Raw genomic sequence first — 23,581 nt, forward strand, 5'->3', positions numbered from 1 at the left:
AGAGCACGCGGTGTCGACCTTCGCAGCTGTCTTCGCTCCCAACGGGAAGGCGTGGCGGGGAACCGAGGTCGATCTCGGGCCGGTGGACGCGATCGACGACGTCACCGAGCTGATGATCGACTTCGCCGCCGAGCGGGGGAGTGACCTGTCCCTCCTGCTCGTGGAGGCTGACGACGAGTGGTTCGCCGTCGTGCGCGCCGAGGAGACCGGCGATCCCCGTGTCTACCTGTCCGACGCCCGCGTGGTGCACGACCACCCGCTCGCGGGGGTGCTGTCCGAAGCGGGCGGTCTCGGCGCGCCCCAGCCCGCGGAGAGCGCGGGCGCGCGGCCCAACCCGGTGCCGACCGGGGACGGCGACCTGCTCACCGATCTCGGCGTGACCGAGGACGAACTCCGCTCGCTGTCGACCGGCGGCGGAGTCCTGCCCAGCGACGTGCTGGCCGTCGTGGCCGAACGCGCCGGATTCTCCGACATCCTCGACGGTATGAGGCTGTGATCGACCGGGAGTCCGCGGACGCCGCCCTGAGGCTCGCGATCGACGAGGGCGGGCGTGCCCTGGAGACGGGCGACGTGCCCGTGGGCGCAGTCGTGCTGGACGCGGACGGCACGGTCCTGGGCACGGGCCGCAACGAGCGCGAGGCGACCGGGGACCCCACGGCGCACGCCGAGGTCGTGGCGCTGCGCGCGGCGGCGCGGGCGCGCGGTGAGTGGCGGCTCGGGGGGTGCACGCTGGCGGTGACGCTGGAGCCGTGCCTGATGTGCGCGGGCGCGTGGTGCTGTCGCGGGTGGACCGCCTGGTGTTCGGGGCGAGGGACGCGAAGGCGGGAGCGGTCGGGTCGGTGTGGGATGTGGTGCGCGACCCCCGTCTCAACCACCGTCCCGAGGTCCTCCCGCCTGATCTGGTCAGCGAGGACGTCGCCGAAAGGTGCGCCGAGCTCCTCTCCCGGTTTTTCGCACGCCACCGCATCCGGTAGAGTGCGTCTCGGTGGAGTCGCCTAGTGGCCGATGGCGCCCGCCTCGAAAGCGGGTAAGGGGCAACCCTTCGAGGGTTCAAATCCCTCCTCCACCGCACGAGGCCGACGTTCACGCAGGTGAGCGTAGGGCCGGTAGAGGTGGCGAAGGCCGGTTGGTCCGGGCCGGTGCACATTCAGTGCACATGGTTCGGAGCGACCGGCCTTTCGCGTGTCCGGGGTCGGTCCCCGGGGTTAGGGCCACGTGGGGTCACGCGGCGGGGGCGAGCGACGCTGCGGTGTGCCGGAGCTCGTGCGGAGTCAGGCCCAGACCGTCGAGCTCAGCGTCCCTCACGGCCGTGTCGAACTCGCGCCGTCGCCAGTTGCGCAGATGGAGGGGCGCGCCCCGCTTGGTGGCGAACACCAGGGCGTCATCCGGCTGCCCGTCGAGCAGGGGCGCCGGCTCGGGGACGAGGGACGGCGGGATGGGGACGGTACGGCTCTTGCCCGTCTTGGGGGACTGTTCGACCAGCTTGCCTTCCACTTCGGCGAAGGCGGTCGTGATACGGATCCGGCGTCCCTTCAGATCCACCTTGCCGACCCGCATGGCAGCGGCCTCGTTGAAGCGCAGGCCCGTGTAGGCGAGCAGGAGAATGAGCGGCCGGTTGATCCGAGCGCCCGCCGCCACCTGGTCGTAGGCGGTGCGCAGGGACGCGGCGGCGTTCGCGATGCGTCCGTCGAAGCGACCGCTTCCGCTTGGCGCGGGCCGGGCATCGTGATTCGAGCGTGGACCCGCACGGGACGTCAACGATCTCGGTTTCCCCAGTACCGATGTCCGCCCGCCGCCGCAGCGAGACCGGCCGGGTACACACCCCGTGGTCAGCGGCGACGTGTTCGGCGACCTCACGGGCCAGGGGTTGCGCGAGCCGTTCGGTGCGGGTTGTCTTACCGGTGACGGTCGGTATCAGACGACCCACCCCCCACGAGGAGGCATATGCCCCAGCGCAACCATTACACCAAGGCCGAGCTGAGACGCGACTCACTCACGGAGGTATCGCCCTTGCCCTGGGACTGGCAGCCACGGGCGCGGTCTTCTACTTCTACGGCGGCGACCTGAAAGGCTTCGCCCTGTCCGCGTTGGGACTTGTGGGCATGTTCGGCTTCGTGGTGTTCGTGATGTTCTACAGCCCCCAGAGTTCGCCTCATCGGGGATCCTCCTCACCGGACGCTTCCAGGAACAGACGGACCAGCCGCGAGCCGGACAGCCCGGACAGGTCGGTGGGGTGATGGGACATACTGAAGACACCTCTTCACGAAGCTTTCGCAGGTAACGGGGAGGGGTTCAGGGGCGGCTAGGTGTTGGCGCACCAGGCCGCCCCGCTTCACGTTCAGACGGGGGTCAGGCGGCGTCCTTGGTCTGGGACCGACGCCCACCAGCGGCACCGGGGGCCTTCATGCCCCGCGCCCGCAGCGAGTACGCCACCCGGGGACGACGACCGTTGTCGTCCACGTACGGCTGGACCGCCATCGCTTCGAACTCGATCGGGCGGAACGGCAGCCCGGGAACCTCGTCCGGCAGCGTCGGGCACACCTGGGCGGCGACCTTGACCTTGACCGACTTGGCCTCGCCCCGCGCTTCGGGGTCGGCGTCGATCATGTCCACCGCCCACAACGGCAACCCGGACTCCTTGTCCAACTGGGGACGCTTGGTCTCGAAATCGGTGATCGCCTCCACTCCCAGAGCGAAGGCCCCGTGCGGGAACACCGTCCCGAACTCCACCGGCAACGCACCCTGAATAGCCATCGATCAGCCTTCCTCCCGCCCGGCGTTCGACCTCCACCAGGACAGCGGCGACCAGGGCCACATCACGGCGTGCCGCCTCGTCCGTCGAGGACAACACCGGGGGCACGATGCGCCGGACATGAGCACACTCGGCCCCGTCGAACTCGTGACAGAGACCGACCACGTAGGTCATGCGCAGCCGCCGTCGCGCGATCGTCTCGGGCAGCACGCATCGGATCCGCTGCACCAGCGAGGTTCCGTCCGGTTGGGGGGACAGTGCCTCGTAGGTGATGGACTCCCAGTCCTCACAGGCCACGCGCACCCGCACACCCCGGGCACGCGCCCATGCTTTCAGGGTCTGCCTGTCGACCACAGAATCGGGTTCGTCGCCGGTCACCGTCCCACCACCCCTACGGCTATGGCCGTGCGCACCAGGTCAGGCAACTCGGCCAGGTCGTCGTCAGGGGAGGTCGATCGGGCGATCCGCACCAGCGTGTCGATTCCCCGCCGGTCCCGTTCGGCCCGCTGCGCGGCACGCCTGTTCTCCAGGGCCGCGTAGGGGCCGCGCACGAGGCGGTAGGCGCGGGGGTCATCGCCGTCCATCACGATGGATTCCGGTGCGGGCAGCATCGCCACCCGCGTAGGCGGCGCCAGGGGGAACGGCCGGGGGCCGGTCCGGTGGTGCCTGCCGTGTCGCTTCGGTCGAATCAGTGTCACCAACGCCCGGATCAGGGCGATAAGGTTTTTCACGTCAGCCTGCTTTCCTCAGGTTGGCCGTGCCCCCGGACGCCTTCCACCGCGTCGCGGGGGTCTGCTGTCTGTGAGTGGCTGTGACCACGACCGGCAGCCCATCCGGCCGCGGTTTGTCCACCCGTGAGTTTCAGGAGCTCGTTCCGGTCCCCCGACAGGTCGTGCAGGACACGACACGTATCGCCGGTTCTCGCGTAGTTAACTAAGGGGTCACGGTCTTTCTCGGTCCAGGCGCGTTTGAGCCACACGAGGCAGGTACCGGGGCTACTCCGCACGGTGGCTTTCCGTGGCAGCTTGCCGTAGACCAGATCGAAAAGCTCACCGCTGAGTTGCCGAATTGGGCTGTATGGGATCAAGGCGACGGCGCGAGCGCCGTCACGGCGGCCCGCCGCCCGCCTCGGGCTGCGGGCTGCGCCCGGTCCCTCCCCGGTCGGCAGCCGCGCCCACGCAGCTCCGCGGACCGATCCCGCGCAGTCAACGGACTCGGTGAGCGTCTGGCGGTACCAGGGGGGCCAACCCCCCGTGGACCCCCCGGGCCCGCACGGAACCTGGCGCGACACCGCACGTGCGAAAGTGCGGACCGACCGCGCCAGAACCCGCACGGGATCGAGACCGTGGTGACCCGCCGCCGTGGCGGGGGTGTGGCGCACCCGTTGCGGGCAACCCTGGGCGTCGCGGGAGCTGGCGGGAGCACGGTCGGTCTGGACACGGCACCCGCCCTTGGGGAAGAGTGGACGGTGTCGTGTCGGAGCCGGTGGGATGCGGGGAGGGCGAGCGTGTACAGGAGTCCGCGGCACGAGCCCGAAACCCCCTGTTGTGTGCAGAGCGTTCGTGCTGGTCAAAGACCCGCAAGGCCGAAGCGTTGCCCAGGTCACGCACCCGCGAGGGGGTCAAGTCCCACTCGCGTGCAGAGGGGGTGCATCACCGCAGGTCAGACCCGGCGAAAAACGGGAAGGGTTCCGCAGGACGATAAAGCCCGCAGGGCATGGAAACCCCATCCCATAAGCCACTCTCTGCCAGTTTGCGGCAGTTCCGCAGGACGATAAAGCCCGAAGGGCATCGCTCACTGCGAACTTTTCCGCGCCGGGAAACGGGCCCTACAGCGGCCCCGCTCCGTGCCACACACGTGCCACAAGAGGCGGTCAATACAGGGGAACCACGGGGAATCTCGGACAAATAGACCACATCAGCGCAGGTCAGCGAAGCGCGAGATCAGCCGCCAGGAGCATTCTCGGTATTTCAAGCTGATGATGTGTTCGGATTCCGAGGAGACGCACGGTGGCGCCGATGCTTTCGCCGCGCACAGACACCGGTTGCCGGGCTCGACGGCGGCTGCCGCCTGCCTCCGCTGGAGGATGCCGGGTAGGTCAGCCGGAAGCTCCGTCGAGCCCCGCCAGCTCCTCGATCGCCTCGTCCAACCAGGTGACCCAGAAGGTCTCCATGTCGATTCCCGCCCTGAGGACCAGGCGCTGCACGCGGTCCCGGTCCGTGCCCTGTTCCCGGGCCGCGTCGCGCTTCTCGATCGCCCGGTACTCCTCCAGTTGGGCGGAGTGCAGGTGCCGGTGTCGGCGCAGCTCCGCCACGAGCCCTCCGACCCCCACGACCCCCGCCGCGCGCAGTCGCAGCGGCAGGGGGTCGCGGATCGGTCGGGGGTCCTCCGGTTCGTCCACCCAGCGCGCCAACTCGGTGCGGCCGGTCGGCAGCACCTCGTAGGTCTTGCGCTTGCCCCGGGCCGGGGTATCGGTGGGCAGTGCCTGATCAGTCCCGCCTTCTCCAGTTTGCCCAGCTCGCGGTAGATCTGCTGGTGCGTCGCGGACCAGAAGTACCCGATCGACCGGTCGAACCGGTGGGTGAGGTCCAGCCCGGAGGACGGCTTCTCCAACAGGGCGGTGAGGATCGCGTGGGGCAGGGACATGAGCGCATTCTAGGTTCGGCTCACAGGGCGGCGGCCAGCTCCGTGCCCTGCTTGATCGCGCGCTTGGCGTCGAGTTCGGCGGCCACGTCGGCACCGCCGATCAGGTGCGCCTGGCGTCCGGCGGCGGTCAGTTCGGCGGCGAGGTCGCGACGGGGGTCCTGGCCCGCGCAGACCACGACGGTGTCCACGTCGAGCACGCGGCTCTGGCCGTCGACGGTCAGGTGCAGGCCCTGGTCGTCGAAACGGTCGTAGCTGGCCCCCGCGACCATTTCCACACCCCGGTGGCGCAGTTCGAGGCGGTGGATCCAGCCGGTGGTCTTGCCGAGTCCTGCGCCGACCTTGCTGGTCTTGCGCTGGAGGAGGTGGACGGTGCGGGGCGGTGCGGGGCGCGTGGGTTCCGTGAGGCCGCCGGGGGTGGTGTGGTCGGTGTTCACGCCCCACTGGCGGAAGAACTCGTCGGGGTCCAGGCTGGCCTTCTCGCCGCCGTCGGTGAGGAACTCCGCGACGTCGAAGCCGATGCCGCCCGCGCCGATGATCGCGACCCGGTCGCCGACGGTCGCCTCGCCCCGCAGGACGTCGACGTAGCTGACCACCTTCGGGTGGTCGATGCCGGGAATCTCGGGAGTGCGGGGGGAGACGCCGGTGGCGAGCACGATCTCGTCGTACCCGTCGAGGTCGGCGGCGGTGACGCGGGTCTTGAGCCGCACGTTCACGCCGTGCTTGTCGAGTTGGACGCGGTAGTAGCGGAGGGTCTCGTCGAACTCCTCCTTGCCGGGCACGCGTCTGGCCATGTTGAGCTGGCCGCCGATCTCGTCGGCCGCGTCGAAGAGGGTGACGGTGTGCCCGCGCTCCGCGGCGGAGACGGAGCAGGCGAGTCCGGCGGGGCCGGCACCGACCACGGCCACGTTCTTCCGGGTGCGGGTGGGGGACAGGACGAGCTCGGTCTCGTGGCAGGCCCGGGGGTTCACGAGGCAGGAGGTGATCTTGAGGCTGAAGGTGTGGTCGAGACAGGCCTGGTTGCAGCCGATGCAGGTGTTGATCTCCTCCGGGGCGCGCCTCGGCCTTGTTGACGAAGTCGGCGTCGGCCAGGAGGGGGCGGGCCAGGGAGACCATGTCGCGTGGCCGTCAGCGAGGATCTCCTCGGCCACCGCCGGGGTGTTGATTCGGTTGACGGCGACCAGGGGGACGGAGACCTCTCCCATGAGCTTGCGGGTCACCCAGCTGTAGGCGCCGCGGGGGACGGAGGTGGCGATGGTGGGGATGCGGGCCTCGTGCCAGCCGATGCCGGTGTTGATGATGGTCGCTCCAGCCGCCTCGACCGCCTTGGCGAGCTGGACGACCTCGTCGAATGTGGAGCCGCCGGGCACGAGGTCGAGCATGGACAGGCGGTAGACGACGATGAAGTCGGGGCCGACGCGTTCGCGGACGCGTCGGACGATCTCCAGGGGGAAGCGCGTGCGGTTCTCGCGGGAGCCGCCCCACCGGTCCTCGCGCCGGTTGGTCGCGGACACGATGAACTGGTTGATGAGGTAGCCCTCGGAGCCCATGATCTCGACGCCGTCGTATCCGGCGCTTCTGGCGAGCTCGGCGGCGCGGGCGAAGTCGTCGATGGTGCGCTCGACGTCCTCGTCGGTCAGCTCTCGCGGGGTGAAGGGGTTGATCGGCGCCTGGATCGCGCTCGGTGCGACGGAGTCCTCGCTGAAGGCGTAGCGGCCGGTGTGCAGGATCTGCATGGCGATCCGGCCGCCCTCACGGTGGACGGCCTCGGTGATCATCCGGTGCTCGTCGACCTCGGCCTCGGTGGTGAGCTTGGCCGCGCCCTTGAAGGTGGCGCCCTCCTCGTTGGGGGCGATGCCTCCGGTGATGATGAGGCGACGCCACCCCGGGCGCGCTCGGCGTAGAAGGCGGCCATCCGCTCGAAGCCGCCCGGGACCTCCTCCAGGCCCACGTGCATGGAGCCCATGATCACACGGTTGGGGAGGGTGGTGAATCCCAGGTCCAGTGGTGCCAGCAGGTGCGGGTACTCGCTCATGTGGTCTCCTCGCGCGGTGCGTCGCGGGTCGGTGTCCGGCCGGCCCGAAACACATTATGCAACAAGTTGCAAAAAGGTTCATCGGCGGACCTGGAGAGGGGCGGCGCTCATCGGCTGGGTCCCGTCGCTGGGATGCGTGGTGAGCGCCCCGCGGGCCGAGGACGTGCGACCACGAACGACGAAGCCCCGGAGCGCGTCAGCACTCCGGGGCTTCGTTCTGGCTGGTGGGCCGTGGCGGAGGATAGGGGATTCGAACCCCTGAGAGGTTGCCCTCAACACGCTTTCCAAGCGTGCGCCCTAGGCCACTAGGCGAATCCTCCGCGAACAACTCTACAGGTTCGCGGAAGGTGGTTCGAACGGGTGCGAAGGGCACCCGGAGGGTTGTCGGGGCACTCGGGGGTTCGGATACACTCGGATCAGACCCCTCGTGCGGCGTCATCCTATGAACCTCCCCAGGGCCGGAAGGCAGCAAGGATAAGTAGGCTCTGGCGGGTGCGCGGGGGGTCCTTTTCTTCTCCGGGCCCGGACGAGCCCCCCGGCTTTCCATGATCCCGTCCGAGTTGTCGCCGCGTGCGGGTTGAATGGACCCGTGGCAGGGACCAGGGGAGTGATCACACCGTGAGCATCGCGCTGTACCGCAAGTACCGTCCGGCGACGTTCGGTGAGGTGCGCGGACAGGAACACGTGACCGATCCGCTGCGCCAGGCGCTGCGCAGCGGCCGGATCAACCACGCCTACCTCTTCAGCGGACCGCGCGGCTGCGGCAAGACGACCAGCGCCCGCATCCTGGCGCGCTCCCTGAACTGCGTCGAGGGGCCCACCCCCGACCCCTGCGGAACCTGTGACTCCTGCGTCGCCCTCGCGCCCGACGGCGGCGGCAGCATCGACGTCATCGAGATCGACGCCGCCTCCCACGGAGGTGTCGACGACGCTCGCGACCTGCGGGAACGCGCCTTCTTCGCCCCGGTCAGCTCGCGGTACAAGATCTACATCATCGACGAGGCGCACATGGTGACCCGCGAGGGTTTCAACGCGCTGCTCAAGCTCGTCGAGGAACCCCCGCCGCACCTGAAGTTCGTCTTCGCCACGACCGAACCCGAGAAGGTCATCGGGACGATCCGGTCGCGCACCCACCACTACCCCTTCCGCCTCATCCCGCCGAGCACCCTCAAGGAGCTGTTCGAGGACCTGCTCAAGGAGGAGGGGATCCCCTACGACCCGGCCGCGCTGCCGCTGGTCGTGCGCGCCGCGCCGGATCCGCCCGTGACGGCCTGTCCGTGCTCGACCAGCTGATCGCCGGTTCGGGCGAGGAGGGCATCACCCGCGAGGGCGCCGTCTCCCTGCTCGGCTACACCGACTCCAGCCTGCTCGGCGACATGGTCGACGCGCTCGCGCCCGCGACGGCGCCGCCGCGTTCTCCCTCATCGACCGCGTCGTCGAGGGCGGCCACGATCCCCGCAGGTTCACGACCGATCTGCTGGAGCGCTTCCGCGACCTGGTCATCCTCGCCGCGGTCCCCGACGCCTGGACAAGGGGCTGATCAACGCCGATCCCGAGGCCGCCGAGCGGATGCGGGAACAGGCCGCCCGCCTGGGACCGGCCGAGCTCACCCGGGCCGCCGAGATCCTCAACCAGGGCTTGACCGACATGCGTGGCGCCACCGCTCCGCGTCTGCTCCTGGAACTCATGTGCTCGCGGGTCCTGCTGCCGGGCGCGGACGGGACCGAGAGCGTCGCCCTGCTGGCCCGCCTGGAGCAGATGGAGCGACGCGTCGCCTCGGGGGCCGCGGCCCCGCCCGCCACGCCGCCGGTTCCGCCCACTCCGTCCCCGGCGCGGCGGCCAGCACCCGCCACCTCCGCGCCCGCGCTGCACCCGCTCCGGTGGACCGGCCCGCACCCGCGCCGGATCCCGCGCCCGAGCGCCCGACCGCGTCCGAACCCCCGCCGCGCGCAGCGACGGCGCCGGACGACTGGTCCGCGCCCCCGCGACGGGCGACCGCCGAACCCGCGTCCGCCCCGCAGCCCTCGCCGTCGTCCGGCGGATCGCTGGACCTGGGCCGAGTGCAGGGCGCCTGGAGCCAGATCCTGGAGGTGGTCAAGGGACGTCGGCGGTTCACCTGGATGGTCCTCACCGGCAGCGACGTGCGGCCGGTGGGTGTGGAGGGCAACACCATCCTGCTGGGCTTCAACCGGCCCAACGAGGCCAAGGGGTTCGCCAACAGCGGGAGCGACCAGGTGGTCGCCGACTCCGTCCAGCAGGTCCTCGGCGTCGAGGCGCGTGTGTCGGCCGCGGGGTCCGGGCAGGGCGGCCAACCGGCACGGCGCCCCGAGCCCGCGCCCCGGCCGGTCGAGCCCACCGGGTGGGAACCGCCCGCCCCTCAGGCAGCCCGCTCCGAGCCCGCGCGCCCGGACCCCGCCCCGGCTCCCGAACCGAGCCCTCCGGTCGGTCCGCCGCCGGACAGGATCGTCACCGGTCTCCAGGAGCCCCCGCCGGACCCCTTCGAGGACGCCTCGGCCGCGCCCCCGCCGGAGTTCGGCAACTCCGTCCCTGAGCGCGCGCGCGGACCGGAGCCCGTCCAGAAGGCCGACGCGAAGCCCGCCGACGGAGGATCTGCGGTGGCCGCCTCGGAGCACGCCTCGGGGGCCGGCGCCTCGCTCATCGAATCCGAGCTGGGCGGTCGCGTCATCGAGGAGATCACGCACGAGGCTTCGGCCGACTGACCCACCCGTCACCCTCCACCGCCCGGAAGCCGCTGCGCGGTGGGGCGGGCACCCTCAACCGAGGCCTGCGGCCACACCTCTCCCTTCCCGTCACCCTCCACCGCCCGGAAGCCGCTGCGCGGTGGGGCGGGGCACCCTCAACCGAGGCCTGCGGCCACACCTCTCCCTTCCCGTCACCCTCCACCGCCCGGAAGCCGCTGCGCGGGACCCTCAGCGCGGACCGATAGCCCGCAACGCCGTGTCCAGGAGCTCGTCCACGTACGCGTGGGTGAGCGGCGCCGTGCGCATCAGCCACCGTCGCGTGATCGGGGCGGTGACCAGCTCCAGCGCGATGTCCAGGTCCAGATCGGGGTCGAGCTGTCCCGCCGCCCGCGCGGCGCGCAGCCGCTCCCGGAGGGCCTCGTCGTTCGGCCGTGTCAACCGTTCGGCCACGGTCGCGGCGAGCTCCGGGTCGTGCTGGATCTCGGCCGTGAACGCGCGCGCGACGCGGTCGGTCTCGGGAGAGGCGAACTCGTCGACCGTGGCGTGCAGTACCGTGCGCAGGTCGGCGGCCAGGTCACCGGTGTCCGGCAACGCGGAGCCAGGGACTCCGGTCATCCGTTCGAACACGTCGAGGACCACGACGGCCTTGGAGGGCCACCACCGGTAGATCGTCTGTTTGCCCACCTTCGCCCTGGCGGCGATCGCGTCCATGGTCAGCTTCGCGTAGCCGACCTCGACGATGAGCTCCGCGGCGGCGTCGAGGATGGCGCGCCGCGCCCGCTCGCTGCGGCGTCGGGGGTCGGGCGCCCGCCTCTCCCTGGTCTCGTCCGTGGGGGTGTCCATGGTCTCCACGGTAGCCGCAGAAAAGAACGAGACGTCTCGTCTTGATTCTGGTTACTCTCCTAGGGACCGAGTACGGAGGCGGGACCCCGTGTCCCGCAGTGAGGGAGAGGAGAGCCCATGGCCAGGAACGGCGACAACCTGCTCGGGCTGGGCGGCCAGCGCAACACGGTCTCGCGCGGTGCGCTGCGCGGAGGGAAGAAGGGCGGTCCCACCGGCCCCAGCGCCCAGGCCCAGGACCACAGGAGCGAACTCCTGCGCAAGCTCAAGGAGAAGAACGAGAAGGCGAAGGAGGACGGGGGCGGGGAGTGACCGCGGGCTCGCTGCCCCGTCCCCGTCCGTGACCGCGCTCCCGGAGCGGCGCGCGGTCACACCTGCCATCCCGGTCCGTCTGGCGCGTCCAACCACACCCGGTGCCCGCCCTCGGCGTCCACGAGGAGCCCGAACCGCTCCGGCTCCGGTCGGTTCATCCGCTCCCACTCCGCGAGGGCGTCCTCGAACTCGTCCCAGATGCTCCGCGGCCCGCCCTGCTCGATCATCCACGAGGTGCCGTAGGGGTACACCCGCACCCACGACTCCCCCGCCTGGTCGCACACCCACACGCCCGAACCCGTGCCGATCCACCGGCGCCGCACCCGCCAGTCCGGCACCAACAGGGACAGCACGAACGCGGACGTGAACGCCGTCAGCGGCGCCAGCGGGTCGACCTGGGTGAGCCGGTACTCGTCTGGCTGCTGTCCGGAGTCCCGTACCGGCGGGACGGGCGGCCCCGGGACCCGCAGCGGGACGAACCCCACGCCGCCGTGGAAGGTCCCGTGCAGGGACCCGTCCTCCGCGCGCTCCAACCGGACGATCACCCCGGCCCCCTCCAGCAGGCCCCACGGGCAGACGACCAGCCCGCCTGGGCGCACCTGTCGCGCCCAGGCGGGGGGAAGGCGCCGCACTCCGCAGGCGGACGTGATCCGGTCGTAGGGGGCTCGGGGCGGCCACGCCTCGTAGCCGTCCGCGTGCTTGACCTCTGGGGTGTAGCCCTCGGCGCGCAGGTCCCGCGCGCCGCCGCGGCGACCCGGGAGTCGATCTCCAGGCTGGTGACCGCGCGGTCGCCGAGGCGGTGGGCGAGCAGGGCCGTGTTCCAACCGGTCCCGGTTCCGACCTCCAGGACGTGCTGGCCGTTGGCGAGCTCGGCCAACTCCAGCATGCGCGCCAGCACCGTCGGGGCGGAACTGGAGGAGGAGGCCGACCTCCCCGGCCTCGACGGCTGTTCCCGAGCGTCGCGCTGCCGGGGAAGGTCCGCCTCCTCGAAGCGGGTGCCGATGGCGTTGTCGGTGTAGACGGCGGCGAGCCACAGCTCCGGGTTGGCGGTCGCGCTGAGCGGGGTCCCGCGCGGGGTCAGGGCACCGGATTCGGGGATGAAGCGGTGCCGGGGGACGGCACGGAAGGTGTCGATGAGCGCGGGATCGGTCAGTGTGCCGTCCGCGATCATCGCCTCGATCAGAGCCGCGTGGCGCTCCCTGGCGGTCAACACGTCGTCCCCCGTGACTGTCGGTGATGCCGGTGGTGCCGTCGGGACACCAACGGGACGTTTGTGCCCCGCAGGGCGGTCTTTCAACCGACAGTGACGCAAGGGCTACTCTTAGCCCTCGGCTCCTCGCTGGTCAACGAACGGTCGCTCCCCGTGTCGCGGGTGGTCGACGTAGCCGTGGGGCCCCGACGCGTCGTGCGGCTGGGGCTCCCGGTCGGACGACCACGGCACCCCGGTGGCGATCCGTTCGGCCAGGTCGGGCGCGGAGACGAAGGGGCGGTCGGCCGACACCAGGTCGGCGCCGCCCTCGCGGATCAGGCGCCCCGCGCTCTCGACGGTGGTCACCTCGTGCTCCACGGCGCTGTCGACCAGCGTGGCCAGCGGGGGCGCGGGTCGTCCGGTACGGGTTCTCCCGAGGACGGCGTCGGTGGCCGTTCGCCACCCGGCCACCCCTGCATGGGACGAGGCTGGAATCCGCCGTCGACGCAGGATTCCAGGGCCCGTGGCGCACATCACCCGGTGGGGGTGTGATGCGCCTCGGGGCGCTGGCCCGGTGCATGGGGGTCAGCCCCGGGGCGCTGCGGCAACGCGAAAGGCAGGGACTGCTGACGTTCACCCGAACGCCCGGCGGGCACCGCGAGTACGGGCCGATCGCGCACGAGCGCGTCGCGACCTCGATCGACCAGCTCCAGCGAAGTCTCACGGTGCTCGACACGGTGATCGACGGGGCCCGCCGCGACGATAGCCCGGAGTGGGCCGCGGCCGGGTCGGGGACGCCCCGCGGCGGAGGACGACCGGTTAGTCTCACAGCGAGAGCGACACGACAAGCGAAGTCCCGCACCACGAGTGCGACGAGGAGGCGGCCGTGAACCCTGGCGGAATGGACATGCAGGCCCTGCTCCAGCAGGCCCAGCAGATGCAGCAGCAGTTGGCCGAGGCGCAGCAGGCGCTCGACGAGGCCGAGGTCGAGGGGACGTCCGGTGGTGGCCTGGTCCAGGTCAGGCTGACCGGGCGTGGGCAGGTCGAGGACATCACCGTCGACCCCAAGGCCGTGGACCCGGACGACGTCGAGGAGACCGCCCAGACCATCGCCGATCTCGTGCTCGCGGCCATCCGCGACGCCGAAGCCCGGGTCGAGCGGCTCCAGCAGGAGAAGATGGGCCCGCTCGCCCAGGGCATGGGCGGGATGCCTGGGGGCGGCGGCATCCCCGGACTTCCGGGCCTGTAGGCCGGACTCCTACGGGCCTCTGCCCGTGTTCGGGCGTCCGGGCGCCAGGTGTCCTCGACCTCTGCCACGTCTGAGGCCCCTTCCCCGGCAGCGGCCCGCCGCGTCGTGCCGGTTCCCGGCGGCGCCCGAACGCACCCCCACCCCCCCTGGACGGCCGCCCGCGGGCCACCAGAGGTCCCGGAGGGCGGCGCCGCCGTGTACGCGGCGGGTCGTCGCTCCGGATACGGTGGTCCTACGGGGTGACGGACCGCCCCCGAGAACGCGGTCCGACCGAGTGGGTAGGCGATGTACGAAGGCGCGGTGCAGAATCTGATCGACGAGCTCGGGCGGCTGCCCGGCGTCGGTCCGAAAAGCGCGCAGCGTATCGCCTTCCACGTGCTGTCCGCGGAGAACGCGGACGTCCGACGCCTCGCCAACGCGTTGGTCGAGGTCAAGGAGAAGGTGCGCTTCTGCTCCGTGTGCGGCAACGTCGCCGAGGAGGAGCAGTGCCGTATCTGCCGTGACGCGCGCCGTGACAGCGCCGCCATCTGCGTCGTCGAGGAGTCCAAGGACGTCGTCGCCATCGAGCGCACCCGCGAGTTTCGCGGGCGCTACCACGTGCTCGGCGGCGCGATCAGCCCCATCGAGGGCATCGGCCCCGACGACCTGCGCGTCAAGGAACTCATGACCCGTCTGGCGGACGGCCAGGTCACCGAACTGATCCTGGCGACCGACCCCAATCTGGAAGGGGAGGCCACCGCGACCTATCTGGCGCGGTTGGTCAAACCGATGGGTCTGAAGGTGACGCGCCTGGCCAGCGGCCTTCCGGTCGGGGGCGACCTCGAATACGCGGACGAGGTGACGCTGGGACGTGCCTTCGAGGGCCGTCGCAGCCTCGAGTTCTAGCTCACACTCTGCCGTAATCCGACCGAAACATGAGTAACCTCCGGTTCTCCGGGTAGCCCGAGTGCTGGCGTGTCAAGTCGCCGCGCCCTCCCGTCGCAGGTCGGACGGGGTTTGGCGAACGCGGCTGGCTACACTCCACATTGTCTGTTGACTTGATCCCAACTCCTCAGGAGCATCGATCGTGGCCCTAATCGTGCAGAAGTACGGTGGGTCTTCCGTGGCTGACGCGGAAGCCATCAAGCGAGTAGCCCAGCGGATCGTCGCTCAGAAAAAGGCGGGATATGACGTGGTCGTCGTCGTGTCTGCCATGGGCGACACGACCGACGAGCTGCTGGACCTGGCCGAACAGGTCTCCCCGATGCCGCCGGCACGTGAGCTCGACATGCTCGTGACCGCGGGTGAGCGGATGTCGATGGCCCTCGTCGCGATGGCCATCGAGAACCTGGGATACGAGGCCCGGTCCTTCACCGGTTCGCAGGCCGGTGTCATCACCACGTCGCTGCACGGTAACGCGAAGATCATCGACGTGACTCCGGGGCGGATCCAGGAGGCCGTGGACGAGGGCGCGATCTGCATCGTCGCCGGGTTCCAGGGCGTCTCCCAGGACACCAAGGACATCACCTCCCTCGGGCGCGGCGGCTCCGACACCACGGCGGTCGCGCTGGCCGCGGCCCTGGAGGCCGACGCCTGCGAGATCTACAGCGACGTCGACGGAGTCTTCACCGCCGACCCGCGCATCGTCCCCTCCGCCCAGCGCATCCCGCAGGTCTCCTACGAGGAGATGCTGGAGATGGCCGCCTGCGGAACCAAGATCCTGCACCTGCGGTGCGTGGAGTACGCGCGGCGGTACAACATCCCCCTGCACGTGCGCTCGTCGTTCAGCCAGAAGCCCGGGACCTGGGTCGTCTCGGAAGTCGAGGAAAGCGAAGGCATGGAACAGCCGATCATCTCCGGGGTCTCCCACGACCGGAGCGAAGCCAAGATCACCGTCGTCGGCGTGCCGGACAAGGTGGGTGAGGCCGCCACGATCTTCCGGGCGCTCGCCGACGCCGAGATCAACATCGACATGATCGTGCAGAACGTGTCGGCGGTCTCCACCTCCCGTACCGACATCTCCTTCACCGTCCCGAAGGAGTCGGGCAAGATCGCCGTCTCCTCGCTGAAGAAGGTGCAGGACAAGGTCGGATTCGAGTCCCTGCGCTACGACGACAAGATCGGCAAGGTCTCGCTGATCGGCGCCGGGATGCGTTCCTACCCCGGTGTCACCGCGCGGTTCTTCGACGCGGTGGCGGGCTCCGGCACCAACATCGAGATGATCTCCACGTCGGAGATCCGCATCTCGGTCATCGTCGAGGAGTCCCAGATCGACGCGGCCGTGCAGGCCGCCCACAGTGAGTTCCAGCTCGACGCCGAGCAGGTCGAGGCTGTCGTCTACGGAGGTACCGGCCGATGAGCAACCGTCTTCCCACCCTGGCCGTCGTCGGGGCCACCGGCGCCGTCGGCACCGTCATGCTCGACATCCTCACCCAGCGCGAGAACGTCTGGGGCGAGATCCGTCTCATCGCGTCCGCGCGCAGCGCGGGCAAGGTGCTGAGGGTGCGCGGCGAGGACGTGGTCGTGCGGGCCCTGGAGCCCGAGGTCTTCGACGGCGTCGACGTGGCCATGTTCGACGTCCCGGACGAGGTGTCCAAGGAGTGGGCTCCGATCGCCGCCGCCCGCGGCGCGGTGGCCGTGGACAACTCCGGCGCCTTCCGGATGGACGCCGACGTCCCGCTCGTGGTGCCCGAGGTCAACGCGGACCAGGTCCGCAACCGCCCGCGTGGCATCATCAGCAACCCCAACTGCACCACGCTGTCGATGATCGTCGCGATCGGTGCGCTGCACCGCGCCTTCGGCGTCACCGACCTGGTGGTCGCCTCCTACCAGGCCGCCTCCGGCGCCGGCCAGGAGGGCATCGACACCCTGCGCGACCAGATGGCCAAGGTCAGCGCGGACCGCGGGATCGCCGAGAAGGCCGGCGACGTGCGCGCCTCCGTCGGCGAGTTGGGCCCGTTCCCGGCGCCGCTGGCCTACAACGTCGTGCCGTGGGCGGGTTCACTCAAGGAGGACGGCTGGGCCTCGGAGGAGCTGAAGGTCCGCAACGAGTCCCGCAAGATCCTGGGCCTGCCCGACCTGCGCGTCTCCGCGACCTGTGTGCGCGTCCCGGTGATCACGACCCACTCGCTGGCCGTGCACGCCACCTTCGCCGAGGAGGTCACCGCCGACGCCGCCCGCGAACTGCTCCGCTCTGCCGAGGGCGTCCTGGTCCAGGACGATCCGGGCAAGGGCGAGTTCCCGACTCCGGCCGACGTGGTGGGCACCGACCCGACCTGGGTCGGACGCATCCGCCGGTCGCTGGACGACCCGAAGTCCCTCGACCTGTTCCTGTGCGGGGACAACCTGCGCAAGGGCGCCGCGTTGAACACGGCGCAGATCGCCGAGGTCGTCGCCAGGGAGTTCACCGGCTGACGCTTCCGGTCCCGACGACGGCGGTGGCCCGCACCCGTGGGCGGATTCTAGGGGCCGTCGCGACACGGAAGGTCAGTGGCTCGTGTCGGGCAGGTTAGCGAGGCGCTCGGCTGGGGGGTATCCCAGCCGAGCGCCTCGCGTGTGCGTCCGTTGAGCTGAACGGCCACCGCGGTCGCGCCCGGGATCAGCTTCGCCCGCGCGGATCGCCGGCGCGGCGCGGTCGGGCCAGGGACAGCTTGTAGAGGAGGCGGCACTGCTCCGCCGCGCCGATCAGGTCGGAGGTCTCCACGGGACGGCCGCTGCTGTAGTGCGTGCGTTCCACGACCAGCACGGACATGCCCGGAGCGGCCCTGAGGAGGGTGGCCTCCGCGTCGCGCAGGGACCGGACGCACACCTCCTCGACCACGCGGTCGACGGGGTGACCCGCGGCGCTGAGCCGGTCGAGCAACCCGAGGTCGGCCGCGGCGTCGAAGGGGGTGCGCAGTGTGCCCGCCGTGAGGGAGGCGGGCTCCCAGGACAGGTGGAGGGCGATGGGCACCCGCGCGGAGAGGCCGCGCTGCGTGGTCCGGTACACCGGGTCCCCGTCGCGCAGGCGCAGACGGGAGCTCAGGGGGGACACGCAGGGCTCCTGCTCGGTGCCGATCCTCTCGCGGCTGAGCCGACCGAGCCCCGAACCGGAGGCGATGTCCGTGCGGCACAGCCGGAACACCTCGGGGACGTCGCGGACGAAGTAGCCCGAGCCCGGTCTGGCCTCGACCAGACCCTCGGTGACCAGGAGGCGGAGCGCGGTGCGGGAGATCTGTTCGCTGACGCGGTAGGTGCGTGCCAGCCTGGTGCGTGAGGGCAACCTGGTGCCGGGGGAGATCTCGCCGCGCAGGATCGGTTCGCGGAGTTGTTCGGCCAGCCAGAGGTACCGGGGCTGCCTGACCACGGTCACCCGACCACGATCGCCGGACCCTCCGTGGTCGCATCCGCTCTGGGTTCCCAGGGGGGAACGGTGAGGCGGACGGGTGAGTGGGGACCCGCGTCGGGCCGGGTGGAGGGGGTGGACCTGCCAGTTCGCCGAAGCTCGCCCATGTGCCCAGTAAAGCAGTGGAAAGCGCAGGTGGGGACCGCTACCCGAAAGTAGTCGGTTCCGGACCGCCGGAGGGCATGGATTCGGAACGACGAAGTGCGCACGGGAAACGCCCGAAAGTCACGCAATGTAAGGAAGGAATCACGATCAGTCAATACCCTACGTGGGAGTGGCAGCACCGCATGTGGGGAGAGTCATGTTCGCGTACCTCGCCGAGACCGCCGATCCCGAAGTCGCCCTGGCGGCCGGGATCACGGGGGTCCTCGTCCTCGTCCTCGCGCTGGCGCTGTTGGTCCTGCTGGTCGCAGCGGTCGTTTCCACACTGCTCCACAAGGACACGACCGGTGGGGGCAAGCTCCTGTGGATCATCTTCGAGATCGGGTACCCGCTGCTCGGTCCCGTGGCCTGGTTCGTCGTCGGCCGCAAGGGTCACCTGAACCGCATCCTCGGCATCGCCAGGAACCGCTCCCGTCATTCCGTTCCGGTCAGCGTCGGCCAGCACAGCGACGTCCTCGACAGCCAGAACGGCCTCGGTCACGCCTGAGCGGCGCGGCGGCCCCTCCGGCCGACCAGGCGCCGCGCGTCCGTGCGCTTCGGCCGGCGCGGCCATGAGGTACGGCGATGAGGGCCCGACCGGTGTCCGCGCCGTCACCCCGACCGGCGTCACGTCCGCCTTCGGGGAGAAGCCTCCCGCGGCCGTGCGAACGCGTTGGCCCACGTGGTCCCCGGACGTACCGCGCCGACGTTCTCCGTCGTCACCGGGTTCGCCGTGTCCGCCCTCATCTTCATCGCCGAGTCGGCCCTCGCCCCGGACGCGACGGTCCCGTGTCCCGCGGTGACGGTAGGAGTCCGCCTCGCCGCGCAGAGGCGGTCGCGGTCCACAGCCTGTGGACGCGACGGCCGTCAGGTGTGCAAGGATCCGGTGCACGCGCACGCCGAACGTGAGGAATGGGTATGTTCGCTATCTCCCTGGGCGGAACGGTCGAACTCCGGCCGTTGGAACCCTGGCAAACCGAGGAGTTCCTCGCCCACATGAACCGCGGTCGCGAGCACGTCGGCCAGCACGTCGGCCTTCCCGACCTCGTGGCCGACCTCGACGCGGCGCGTGGCTGGCTCCAGACCTACGCGGACAAGGCCGCCCGCGACACCGGTCGGCTCTACGGCATCTGGGACGACGGACTCCTCGTCGGCGGCGTGCTCTTCCGTGTCTTCGACGCCGCCTCGGGCACCTGCGAGGCGGGCTGCTGGCTGGAACCGGCCGCCGTCGGGCGCGGCCTGGTCACCCGCGCGAGCCGGGCCATCATCGACTGGGCGTTCCGGGAACGCGGCATGCACCGCGTCGAGTGGCGCGTCTCCTCCGCGAACCTTCCGAGCATCAACGTCGCCAAGCGCCTGGGCATGAGCCGCGACGGCGTCCTCCGGGGCGACGTGCTGTACCGGGGCGTGCGGCAGGACACGGAGATCTGGTCGGTGCTCGCCCACGAGTGGCCGGTCGACCGGCCGGAGTGAACGACGAACGCCCCGACCGGAGGCTGGGATCCGGCCGGGGCGCCCTCGCGCGCGGAGCGGTCGTCGCTACAGGATGATCCGCATGGGCTCTTCCAGGATCTCCGCGAGGTCCTTGAGGAAGGCCGCGCCCACGGCGCCGTCCACCGCGCGGTGGTCCACCGACAGCTCCAGGGCGATGCGGTTGCGCGCGACGACCTCGCCGTCCACGACCACGGCCTCCTGGCGCATCGCGCCGACCGCGAGGATCGCGGCCTCCGGAGGGTTGATCACGGCGGAGAAGCTGTCCACGCCGAACATGCCCAGGTTGGACACGCTGAACGTGCCGCCGCTCATCTCCTGCGGCTTGAGCTTGTTGTCGCGCGCCTTGCCCGCCAGCTCACGCGTGCGGGTGGAGATCTCCGACAGCGTCGCCTTGTCCGTGTCGTGCAGGACCGGGACCACCAGGCCCGCCTCCACGGCCACGGCCACGCCGACGTTGACCCGGTGGTGCTGGAGCAGCCCGTCGTTCACCCAGGAGGTGTTCACGGCCGGGTGCAGCTTCAGCGCGGTCGCGCACGCCTTGACGATGAGGTCGTTGAAGCTGACCTTCACGCCCGTGCTCGCCAGCCGCTCGTTGACCTGGGCGCGGAAGGCCTTGAGGGCCTCGGCGTCGATCGTGCGGCGCAGGTAGAAGTGCGGAACCTGCTGCTTGCTCTCGGTCAGGCGGCGCGCGATCACCCTGCGCACGTTGCTGACCTTGAGCTCCTCCGAGGCACGGCCGTCGTCGAAGGCCGTGGCCTGCGTGGCCTGCGTGGCCTGCGTGGTCTGCGTGGCCTGCGGGGCGGCGGCCGGAGCCGTGGCCCCGGCGTCCTGGGACTCGGGGACGCCCTCCTTGGCGGCGGCCTCGATGTCGGCGCGCACGATCCGGCCCTTGGGACCGGAGCCCTTGATCCTGGTGATGTCCAGGCCGTACTCCTTGGCCAGCCGGCGGGCCAGCGGGGAGGTGCGCGGACGCTCACCGTCGACCGGGGGGGCGGCCGGAGCGGCGGGCTCGGCGGCCGGGGCCGGAGTCTCGGACCCTTCCTCCTCGGCCGCGCCCTCCTCGGCGGCGGGGCCGGGGCGGCCGGAGCGGACTCCTCGGGCACGGCGTCGGGGCTGTCCCCGATCACACCGATGACCTCGCCGATCGGCACCGTGTCACCCTCGGCCACGAGCTGCTTCACCAGGAAGCCGTCCTCGTAGGCCTCGTACTCCATGAGGGCCTTGTCGGTCTCGATCTCGACCAGGATGTCACCGGAGGCGACCTTGTCGCCCACCTTCTTGACCCAGGTGCTGATGACGCCTTCCTCCATGGTGTCGGAGAGGCGTGGCATGTGGATATCGCTCATGACGGAAAAACTCCTCTACCCGACCCGCTTGCCGACGGCGCTCAGGGTCTCCTTGATGGCGGTGCTGATCGACTCCACGGAGGGCAGGGCCGCCGTCTCCAGCGGCTTGGCGTAGGGCATCGGCACCTCCGCCATGGCCACGCGCCGGACCGGGGCGTCCAGGTAGTCGAAGGCGCCCTCCTGGATCGACGCGGCGATCTCCGCGCCGATCCCGTAGGTCAGCCAGTCGTCCTCGCAGATCACCGCGGCGCCGGTCTTCTTCACCGAGTCCACGAACGTCTGGCGGTCCAACGGGCGCAGGCTGCGCAGGTCGACCACCTCGACGCTGATGTCCTCCTGGGCCAGTTTCTCCGCGACCTGGTTCGCCACCATCGCCATGCGGGAGTAGCCGATGAGCGTGATGTCGGACCCCTCGCGGGTGACCGCGGCACGACCGATCGTGGCGACGTCGTCGTTGTCGGCCTCGGCGTAGCCCTCGGGTACCTCGCCCTTGGAGTTGTACAGGCCCAGGTTCTCCAGGAAGAGGACCGGGTCGTCGTCGCGGATGGCCGCGCGGAGCATCGAGGACGCCTCGGCCGGGGTGCTCGGGGCGAGCACCTTCAGGCCCGGGATGAAGGAGTAGAACAGCTCGATGTTCTGCGAGTGCGTCGCACCGAGCTGCTGGCCGCCGCCACCGGGGGTGCGGATGACCATGGGCACGCTGGTCTGGCCGCCGAACATCCCGTAGATCTTGGCGGCGTGGTTGATGATCTGGTCGATGGCGATCAGCGAGAAGTTGATCGTCATGAGCTCCACGACCGGGCGCAGGCCCAGCATGGCCGCGCCGATGGCGGCGCCGACGAAGCCCTCCTCCGCGATCGGGGTGTCCTTGACCCGGCGTGGGCCGAACTCCTTGAGCAAACCCTCGGTGATCTTGTAGGAGCCCTCGAAGACGCCGATCTCCTCGCCGATGACGAAGACGTTCTCGTCGCGGAGCATCTCGGCGCGAAGGGTGTCCCGCAGAGCCTGGCGGTAGGTGATCACAGACATGTGCTGGTTCCTTCCCTACTCCGCGAACACCGGGTCGGCGGGCATGCGCCGCGACTCGTTGGGAACCGGGGTGGCGTACGTGTAGTCGAAGAGTGTGGAGACGTCGGGCTTGGGGCTGTTCTCGGCGAAGTCGGCGGCCTCGGTGACCTCGGACTTGACCGCCGCGGCGATCTCGTCGCGGAGCTCGTCGGTCAGGACGCCCGCCTTGGTGAGCCGGTCCTCGAACAGTCGGATCGGGTCGTTCTCGTCGGCCCGCGCCGTGTCGCGCTGCTCGTCGGTGCGGTACTTGGCGGGGTCGACGACCGAGTGGCCCTTCTGACGGTGGCTCCACGCCTCCAGCAGGAACGGGGTCTGCTCCTGGCGGGCGCGCTCCACGAGACGGGCGGCGGTGTCGCGGACGGCCAGGACGTCGCGGCCGTCCACACGCTCGCCCTCGATGCGGAAGGCGGCGCCGCGCTTGTACAGCTCGGGCTCGGCCGAGGACATCTCGACGGTGGTGCCCATACCGGTGAAGTTGTTGACCACCACGAAGACGATCGGCAGGTTCCACAGCTTGGCGATGTTGAGGGACTCGTGCCAGGCCCCGATGTTGGTGGTGCCGTCACCCATCTGGCACATGACGACCTCGTCGCCGCCCTTGTAGGAGACGGCCAGCGCCGCGCCCGTGGCCAGCGGGAGCTGACCGCCGACGATGCCGTAGCCGCCGAGCATGCGGGACTCGGTGTCGTACATGTGCATCGAGCCGCCCCAGCCCTTGGACACGCCGTCGGAGCGTCCGTAGAGCTCGGCCATGACCCGCTTGGGGTCCATCCCCTTCTCGATCGCGTACCCGTGGTCGCGGTAGTTCGTGAAGAGGTAGTCGGTCTCCTTCAGTGCGGTCATCAGGCCGACGACCGTGGCCTCCTCGCCCAGGTTCAGGTGGCAGTAGCCGCCGACCCTGGCCTGGGTGTAGGCCTGCGCGGTGCGCTCCTCGAAGCGGCGGATCAAGAGCATCCGGCGGTAGTAGTCGAGGAGGGTGTCGGGGCTCTCGTCGCCGAGGCTCGGGGAGGTGTCCTTGCGGGTCCGACGCCGGGACCCGGAGGACCTGGCGGCGCCGCCCTTCGGCTTGGCCGTGTCAGCCATGCTGTGCCTTTCTACGTACGAGAAGGCCTGTCGCCCGGGCCTGTGGGCCGGAGCGCGAGGCCCGCCGTGGCCCGCTGTCGGGCGTGACCGTGGCGTGCGCCTCCGCCGGGCTCAATCGGCGGTGGCGCTCTTGTGGCTGTCGCGGGGCGCGTCGCGGAGCCCGTGGCTCGTTGCTCCCCTGACGCGAGGCGATGGTGGGGTCTGGTGTGCGGTTGTCGTCCGGACCCTTGACCGCATTGCTTCCCGGTCTGGGGTGCCCTATGCATCCCGTGCGGTCGGCGCGACGGTCTCCGGTGACCCGGGTTCGTCCACCGGCCGGAGGAACGACACCGTGATCCCGTGGGACACGTGCGTGTGATGTGCG

At 70.6% G+C, this 23,581-nt stretch carries 17 protein-coding genes, 2 tRNA genes, 1 other RNA gene and 6 pseudogenes; 13 read left to right on the forward strand and 13 right to left on the reverse strand.

Features of this window, described 5'->3' with window-relative positions:
* The first annotated feature begins 10 nt into the window (after positions 1-10).
* The 3 genes and pseudogenes from BJF83_RS08810 to BJF83_RS08820 all read left to right on the forward strand — a co-directional run bounded on the left by BJF83_RS08810 (position 11) and on the right by BJF83_RS08820 (position 1,069).
* Positions 11-496 carry a tRNA adenosine deaminase-associated protein gene (locus BJF83_RS08810; protein ID WP_075925908.1) on the forward strand — a complete coding sequence of 162 codons (486 nt, stop codon included), beginning with the start codon at positions 11-13 and terminating at the stop codon, positions 494-496.
* Positions 496-974 (forward strand): annotated as a pseudogene (locus tag BJF83_RS08815) (nucleoside deaminase). Before BJF83_RS08810 ends, BJF83_RS08815 begins: the two are co-directional and overlap by 1 nt.
* Positions 975-984: 10 nt before the next feature.
* Positions 985-1,069 (forward strand) — tRNA-Ser (locus BJF83_RS08820).
* Between the two features lie 152 nt (positions 1,070-1,221).
* Here BJF83_RS08820 and BJF83_RS08825 read toward each other — a convergent pair.
* The 6 genes and pseudogenes from BJF83_RS08825 to BJF83_RS08855 form a co-directional block, all read right to left on the reverse strand.
* Entirely contained in the window at positions 1,222-1,758 is a 537-nt protein-coding gene (locus BJF83_RS08825) for a tyrosine-type recombinase/integrase (RefSeq protein WP_075925909.1), read from the reverse strand.
* 591 nt (positions 1,759-2,349) lie between these two features.
* Positions 2,350-2,754, reverse strand: coding sequence for a plasmid replication, integration and excision activator (locus tag BJF83_RS08835; RefSeq protein WP_075925910.1), 405 nt, complete (start codon positions 2,752-2,754; stop codon positions 2,350-2,352).
* 372 nt (positions 2,755-3,126) lie between these two features.
* The gene (locus BJF83_RS08840) at positions 3,127-3,363 is read right to left on the reverse strand and encodes a hypothetical protein (RefSeq protein ID WP_262391414.1); all 237 of its coding nucleotides are present in this window, start codon (positions 3,361-3,363) and stop codon (positions 3,127-3,129) included.
* A gap of 1,487 nt (positions 3,364-4,850) precedes the next feature.
* Positions 4,851-5,398 (reverse strand): annotated as a pseudogene (locus BJF83_RS08845) (PadR family transcriptional regulator).
* 20 nt (positions 5,399-5,418) lie between these two features.
* Positions 5,419-7,430, reverse strand: a pseudogene (locus BJF83_RS08850) (FAD-dependent oxidoreductase).
* A 232-nt stretch (positions 7,431-7,662) separates the two neighbouring features.
* Positions 7,663-7,750 (reverse strand) — tRNA-Ser (locus BJF83_RS08855).
* 96 nt (positions 7,751-7,846) lie between these two features.
* Between BJF83_RS08855 and ffs the strand changes: the two genes are divergently transcribed.
* Both ffs and BJF83_RS08865 read left to right on the forward strand, forming a co-directional pair.
* An RNA gene (ffs, locus tag BJF83_RS08860) (signal recognition particle sRNA small type) lies at positions 7,847-7,942 on the forward strand.
* A gap of 106 nt (positions 7,943-8,048) precedes the next feature.
* Positions 8,049-10,150, forward strand: a pseudogene (locus tag BJF83_RS08865) (DNA polymerase III subunit gamma and tau).
* Between the two features lie 210 nt (positions 10,151-10,360).
* On the opposite strand, the gene BJF83_RS08870 reads toward BJF83_RS08865, so the two are convergent.
* The gene (locus BJF83_RS08870) at positions 10,361-10,975 is read right to left on the reverse strand and encodes a TetR/AcrR family transcriptional regulator (protein WP_075925911.1); all 615 of its coding nucleotides are present in this window, start codon (positions 10,973-10,975) and stop codon (positions 10,361-10,363) included.
* Positions 10,976-11,092: 117 nt separating this feature from the next.
* Here BJF83_RS08870 and BJF83_RS08875 point away from each other — a divergent pair, with 117 nt between their 5' ends.
* Positions 11,093-11,284, forward strand: coding sequence for a DUF6243 family protein (locus BJF83_RS08875; protein WP_075925912.1), 192 nt, complete (start codon positions 11,093-11,095; stop codon positions 11,282-11,284).
* A gap of 56 nt (positions 11,285-11,340) precedes the next feature.
* On the opposite strand, the pseudogene BJF83_RS08880 reads toward BJF83_RS08875, so the two are convergent.
* Positions 11,341-12,494 (reverse strand): annotated as a pseudogene (locus tag BJF83_RS08880) (methyltransferase domain-containing protein).
* A gap of 111 nt (positions 12,495-12,605) precedes the next feature.
* Complete coding sequence (locus BJF83_RS08885) at positions 12,606-12,944, reverse strand: hypothetical protein (protein WP_075925913.1); 339 nt, start codon at positions 12,942-12,944, stop codon at positions 12,606-12,608.
* Positions 12,945-13,024: 80 nt separating this feature from the next.
* Between BJF83_RS08885 and BJF83_RS26645 the strand changes: the two genes are divergently transcribed.
* The 5 genes from BJF83_RS26645 to BJF83_RS08910 all read left to right on the forward strand — a co-directional run bounded on the left by BJF83_RS26645 (position 13,025) and on the right by BJF83_RS08910 (position 17,115).
* Positions 13,025-13,363, forward strand: coding sequence for a MerR family DNA-binding transcriptional regulator (locus BJF83_RS26645; RefSeq protein WP_143831839.1), 339 nt, complete (start codon positions 13,025-13,027; stop codon positions 13,361-13,363).
* Positions 13,364-13,374: 11 nt separating this feature from the next.
* On the forward strand, positions 13,375-13,722 hold the full coding sequence (locus BJF83_RS08895) for a YbaB/EbfC family nucleoid-associated protein (protein ID WP_075925915.1): 348 nt from the start codon (positions 13,375-13,377) through the stop codon (positions 13,720-13,722).
* A 285-nt stretch (positions 13,723-14,007) separates the two neighbouring features.
* Complete coding sequence (gene recR / locus BJF83_RS08900; protein WP_075925916.1) at positions 14,008-14,607, forward strand: recombination mediator RecR; 600 nt, start codon at positions 14,008-14,010, stop codon at positions 14,605-14,607.
* A 181-nt stretch (positions 14,608-14,788) separates the two neighbouring features.
* Entirely contained in the window at positions 14,789-16,060 is a 1,272-nt protein-coding gene (locus tag BJF83_RS08905; RefSeq protein WP_075925917.1) for an aspartate kinase, read from the forward strand.
* On the forward strand, positions 16,057-17,115 hold the full coding sequence (locus BJF83_RS08910) for an aspartate-semialdehyde dehydrogenase (RefSeq protein WP_075925918.1): 1,059 nt from the start codon (positions 16,057-16,059) through the stop codon (positions 17,113-17,115). The genes BJF83_RS08905 and BJF83_RS08910 overlap by 4 nt, the downstream gene beginning before the upstream one ends.
* Before the next feature lie 184 nt (positions 17,116-17,299).
* On the opposite strand, the gene BJF83_RS08915 is transcribed toward BJF83_RS08910, so the two are convergent.
* Entirely contained in the window at positions 17,300-18,046 is a 747-nt protein-coding gene (locus tag BJF83_RS08915) for a GntR family transcriptional regulator (RefSeq protein WP_075925943.1), read from the reverse strand.
* 340 nt (positions 18,047-18,386) lie between these two features.
* Between BJF83_RS08915 and BJF83_RS08920 the strand changes: the two genes are divergently transcribed.
* Together BJF83_RS08920 and BJF83_RS08925 are read left to right on the forward strand one after the other, a co-directional pair.
* Positions 18,387-18,734: a PLDc N-terminal domain-containing protein gene (locus BJF83_RS08920; protein WP_075925919.1), complete on the forward strand. Its 348-nt coding sequence runs from the start codon at positions 18,387-18,389 to the stop codon at positions 18,732-18,734.
* A gap of 410 nt (positions 18,735-19,144) precedes the next feature.
* Positions 19,145-19,699, forward strand: a complete 555-nt coding sequence (locus BJF83_RS08925; protein ID WP_075925920.1) for a GNAT family N-acetyltransferase — start codon at positions 19,145-19,147, stop codon at positions 19,697-19,699.
* Between the two features lie 66 nt (positions 19,700-19,765).
* On the opposite strand, the pseudogene BJF83_RS08930 reads toward BJF83_RS08925, so the two are convergent.
* The 3 genes and pseudogenes from BJF83_RS08930 to pdhA all read right to left on the reverse strand — a co-directional run bounded on the left by BJF83_RS08930 (position 19,766) and on the right by pdhA (position 23,217).
* A pseudogene (locus BJF83_RS08930) lies at positions 19,766-21,066 on the reverse strand (dihydrolipoamide acetyltransferase family protein).
* A gap of 15 nt (positions 21,067-21,081) precedes the next feature.
* Positions 21,082-22,095, reverse strand: coding sequence for an alpha-ketoacid dehydrogenase subunit beta (locus BJF83_RS08935; protein WP_075925921.1), 1,014 nt, complete (start codon positions 22,093-22,095; stop codon positions 21,082-21,084).
* Between the two features lie 15 nt (positions 22,096-22,110).
* Complete coding sequence (gene pdhA, locus BJF83_RS08940; RefSeq protein WP_075925922.1) at positions 22,111-23,217, reverse strand: pyruvate dehydrogenase (acetyl-transferring) E1 component subunit alpha; 1,107 nt, start codon at positions 23,215-23,217, stop codon at positions 22,111-22,113.
* Positions 23,218-23,581: the final 364 nt, after the last annotated feature.

Source organism: Nocardiopsis sp. CNR-923, from assembly GCF_001942255.1.
Taxonomy (GTDB): Bacteria; Actinomycetota; Actinomycetes; order Streptosporangiales; family Streptosporangiaceae; genus Nocardiopsis.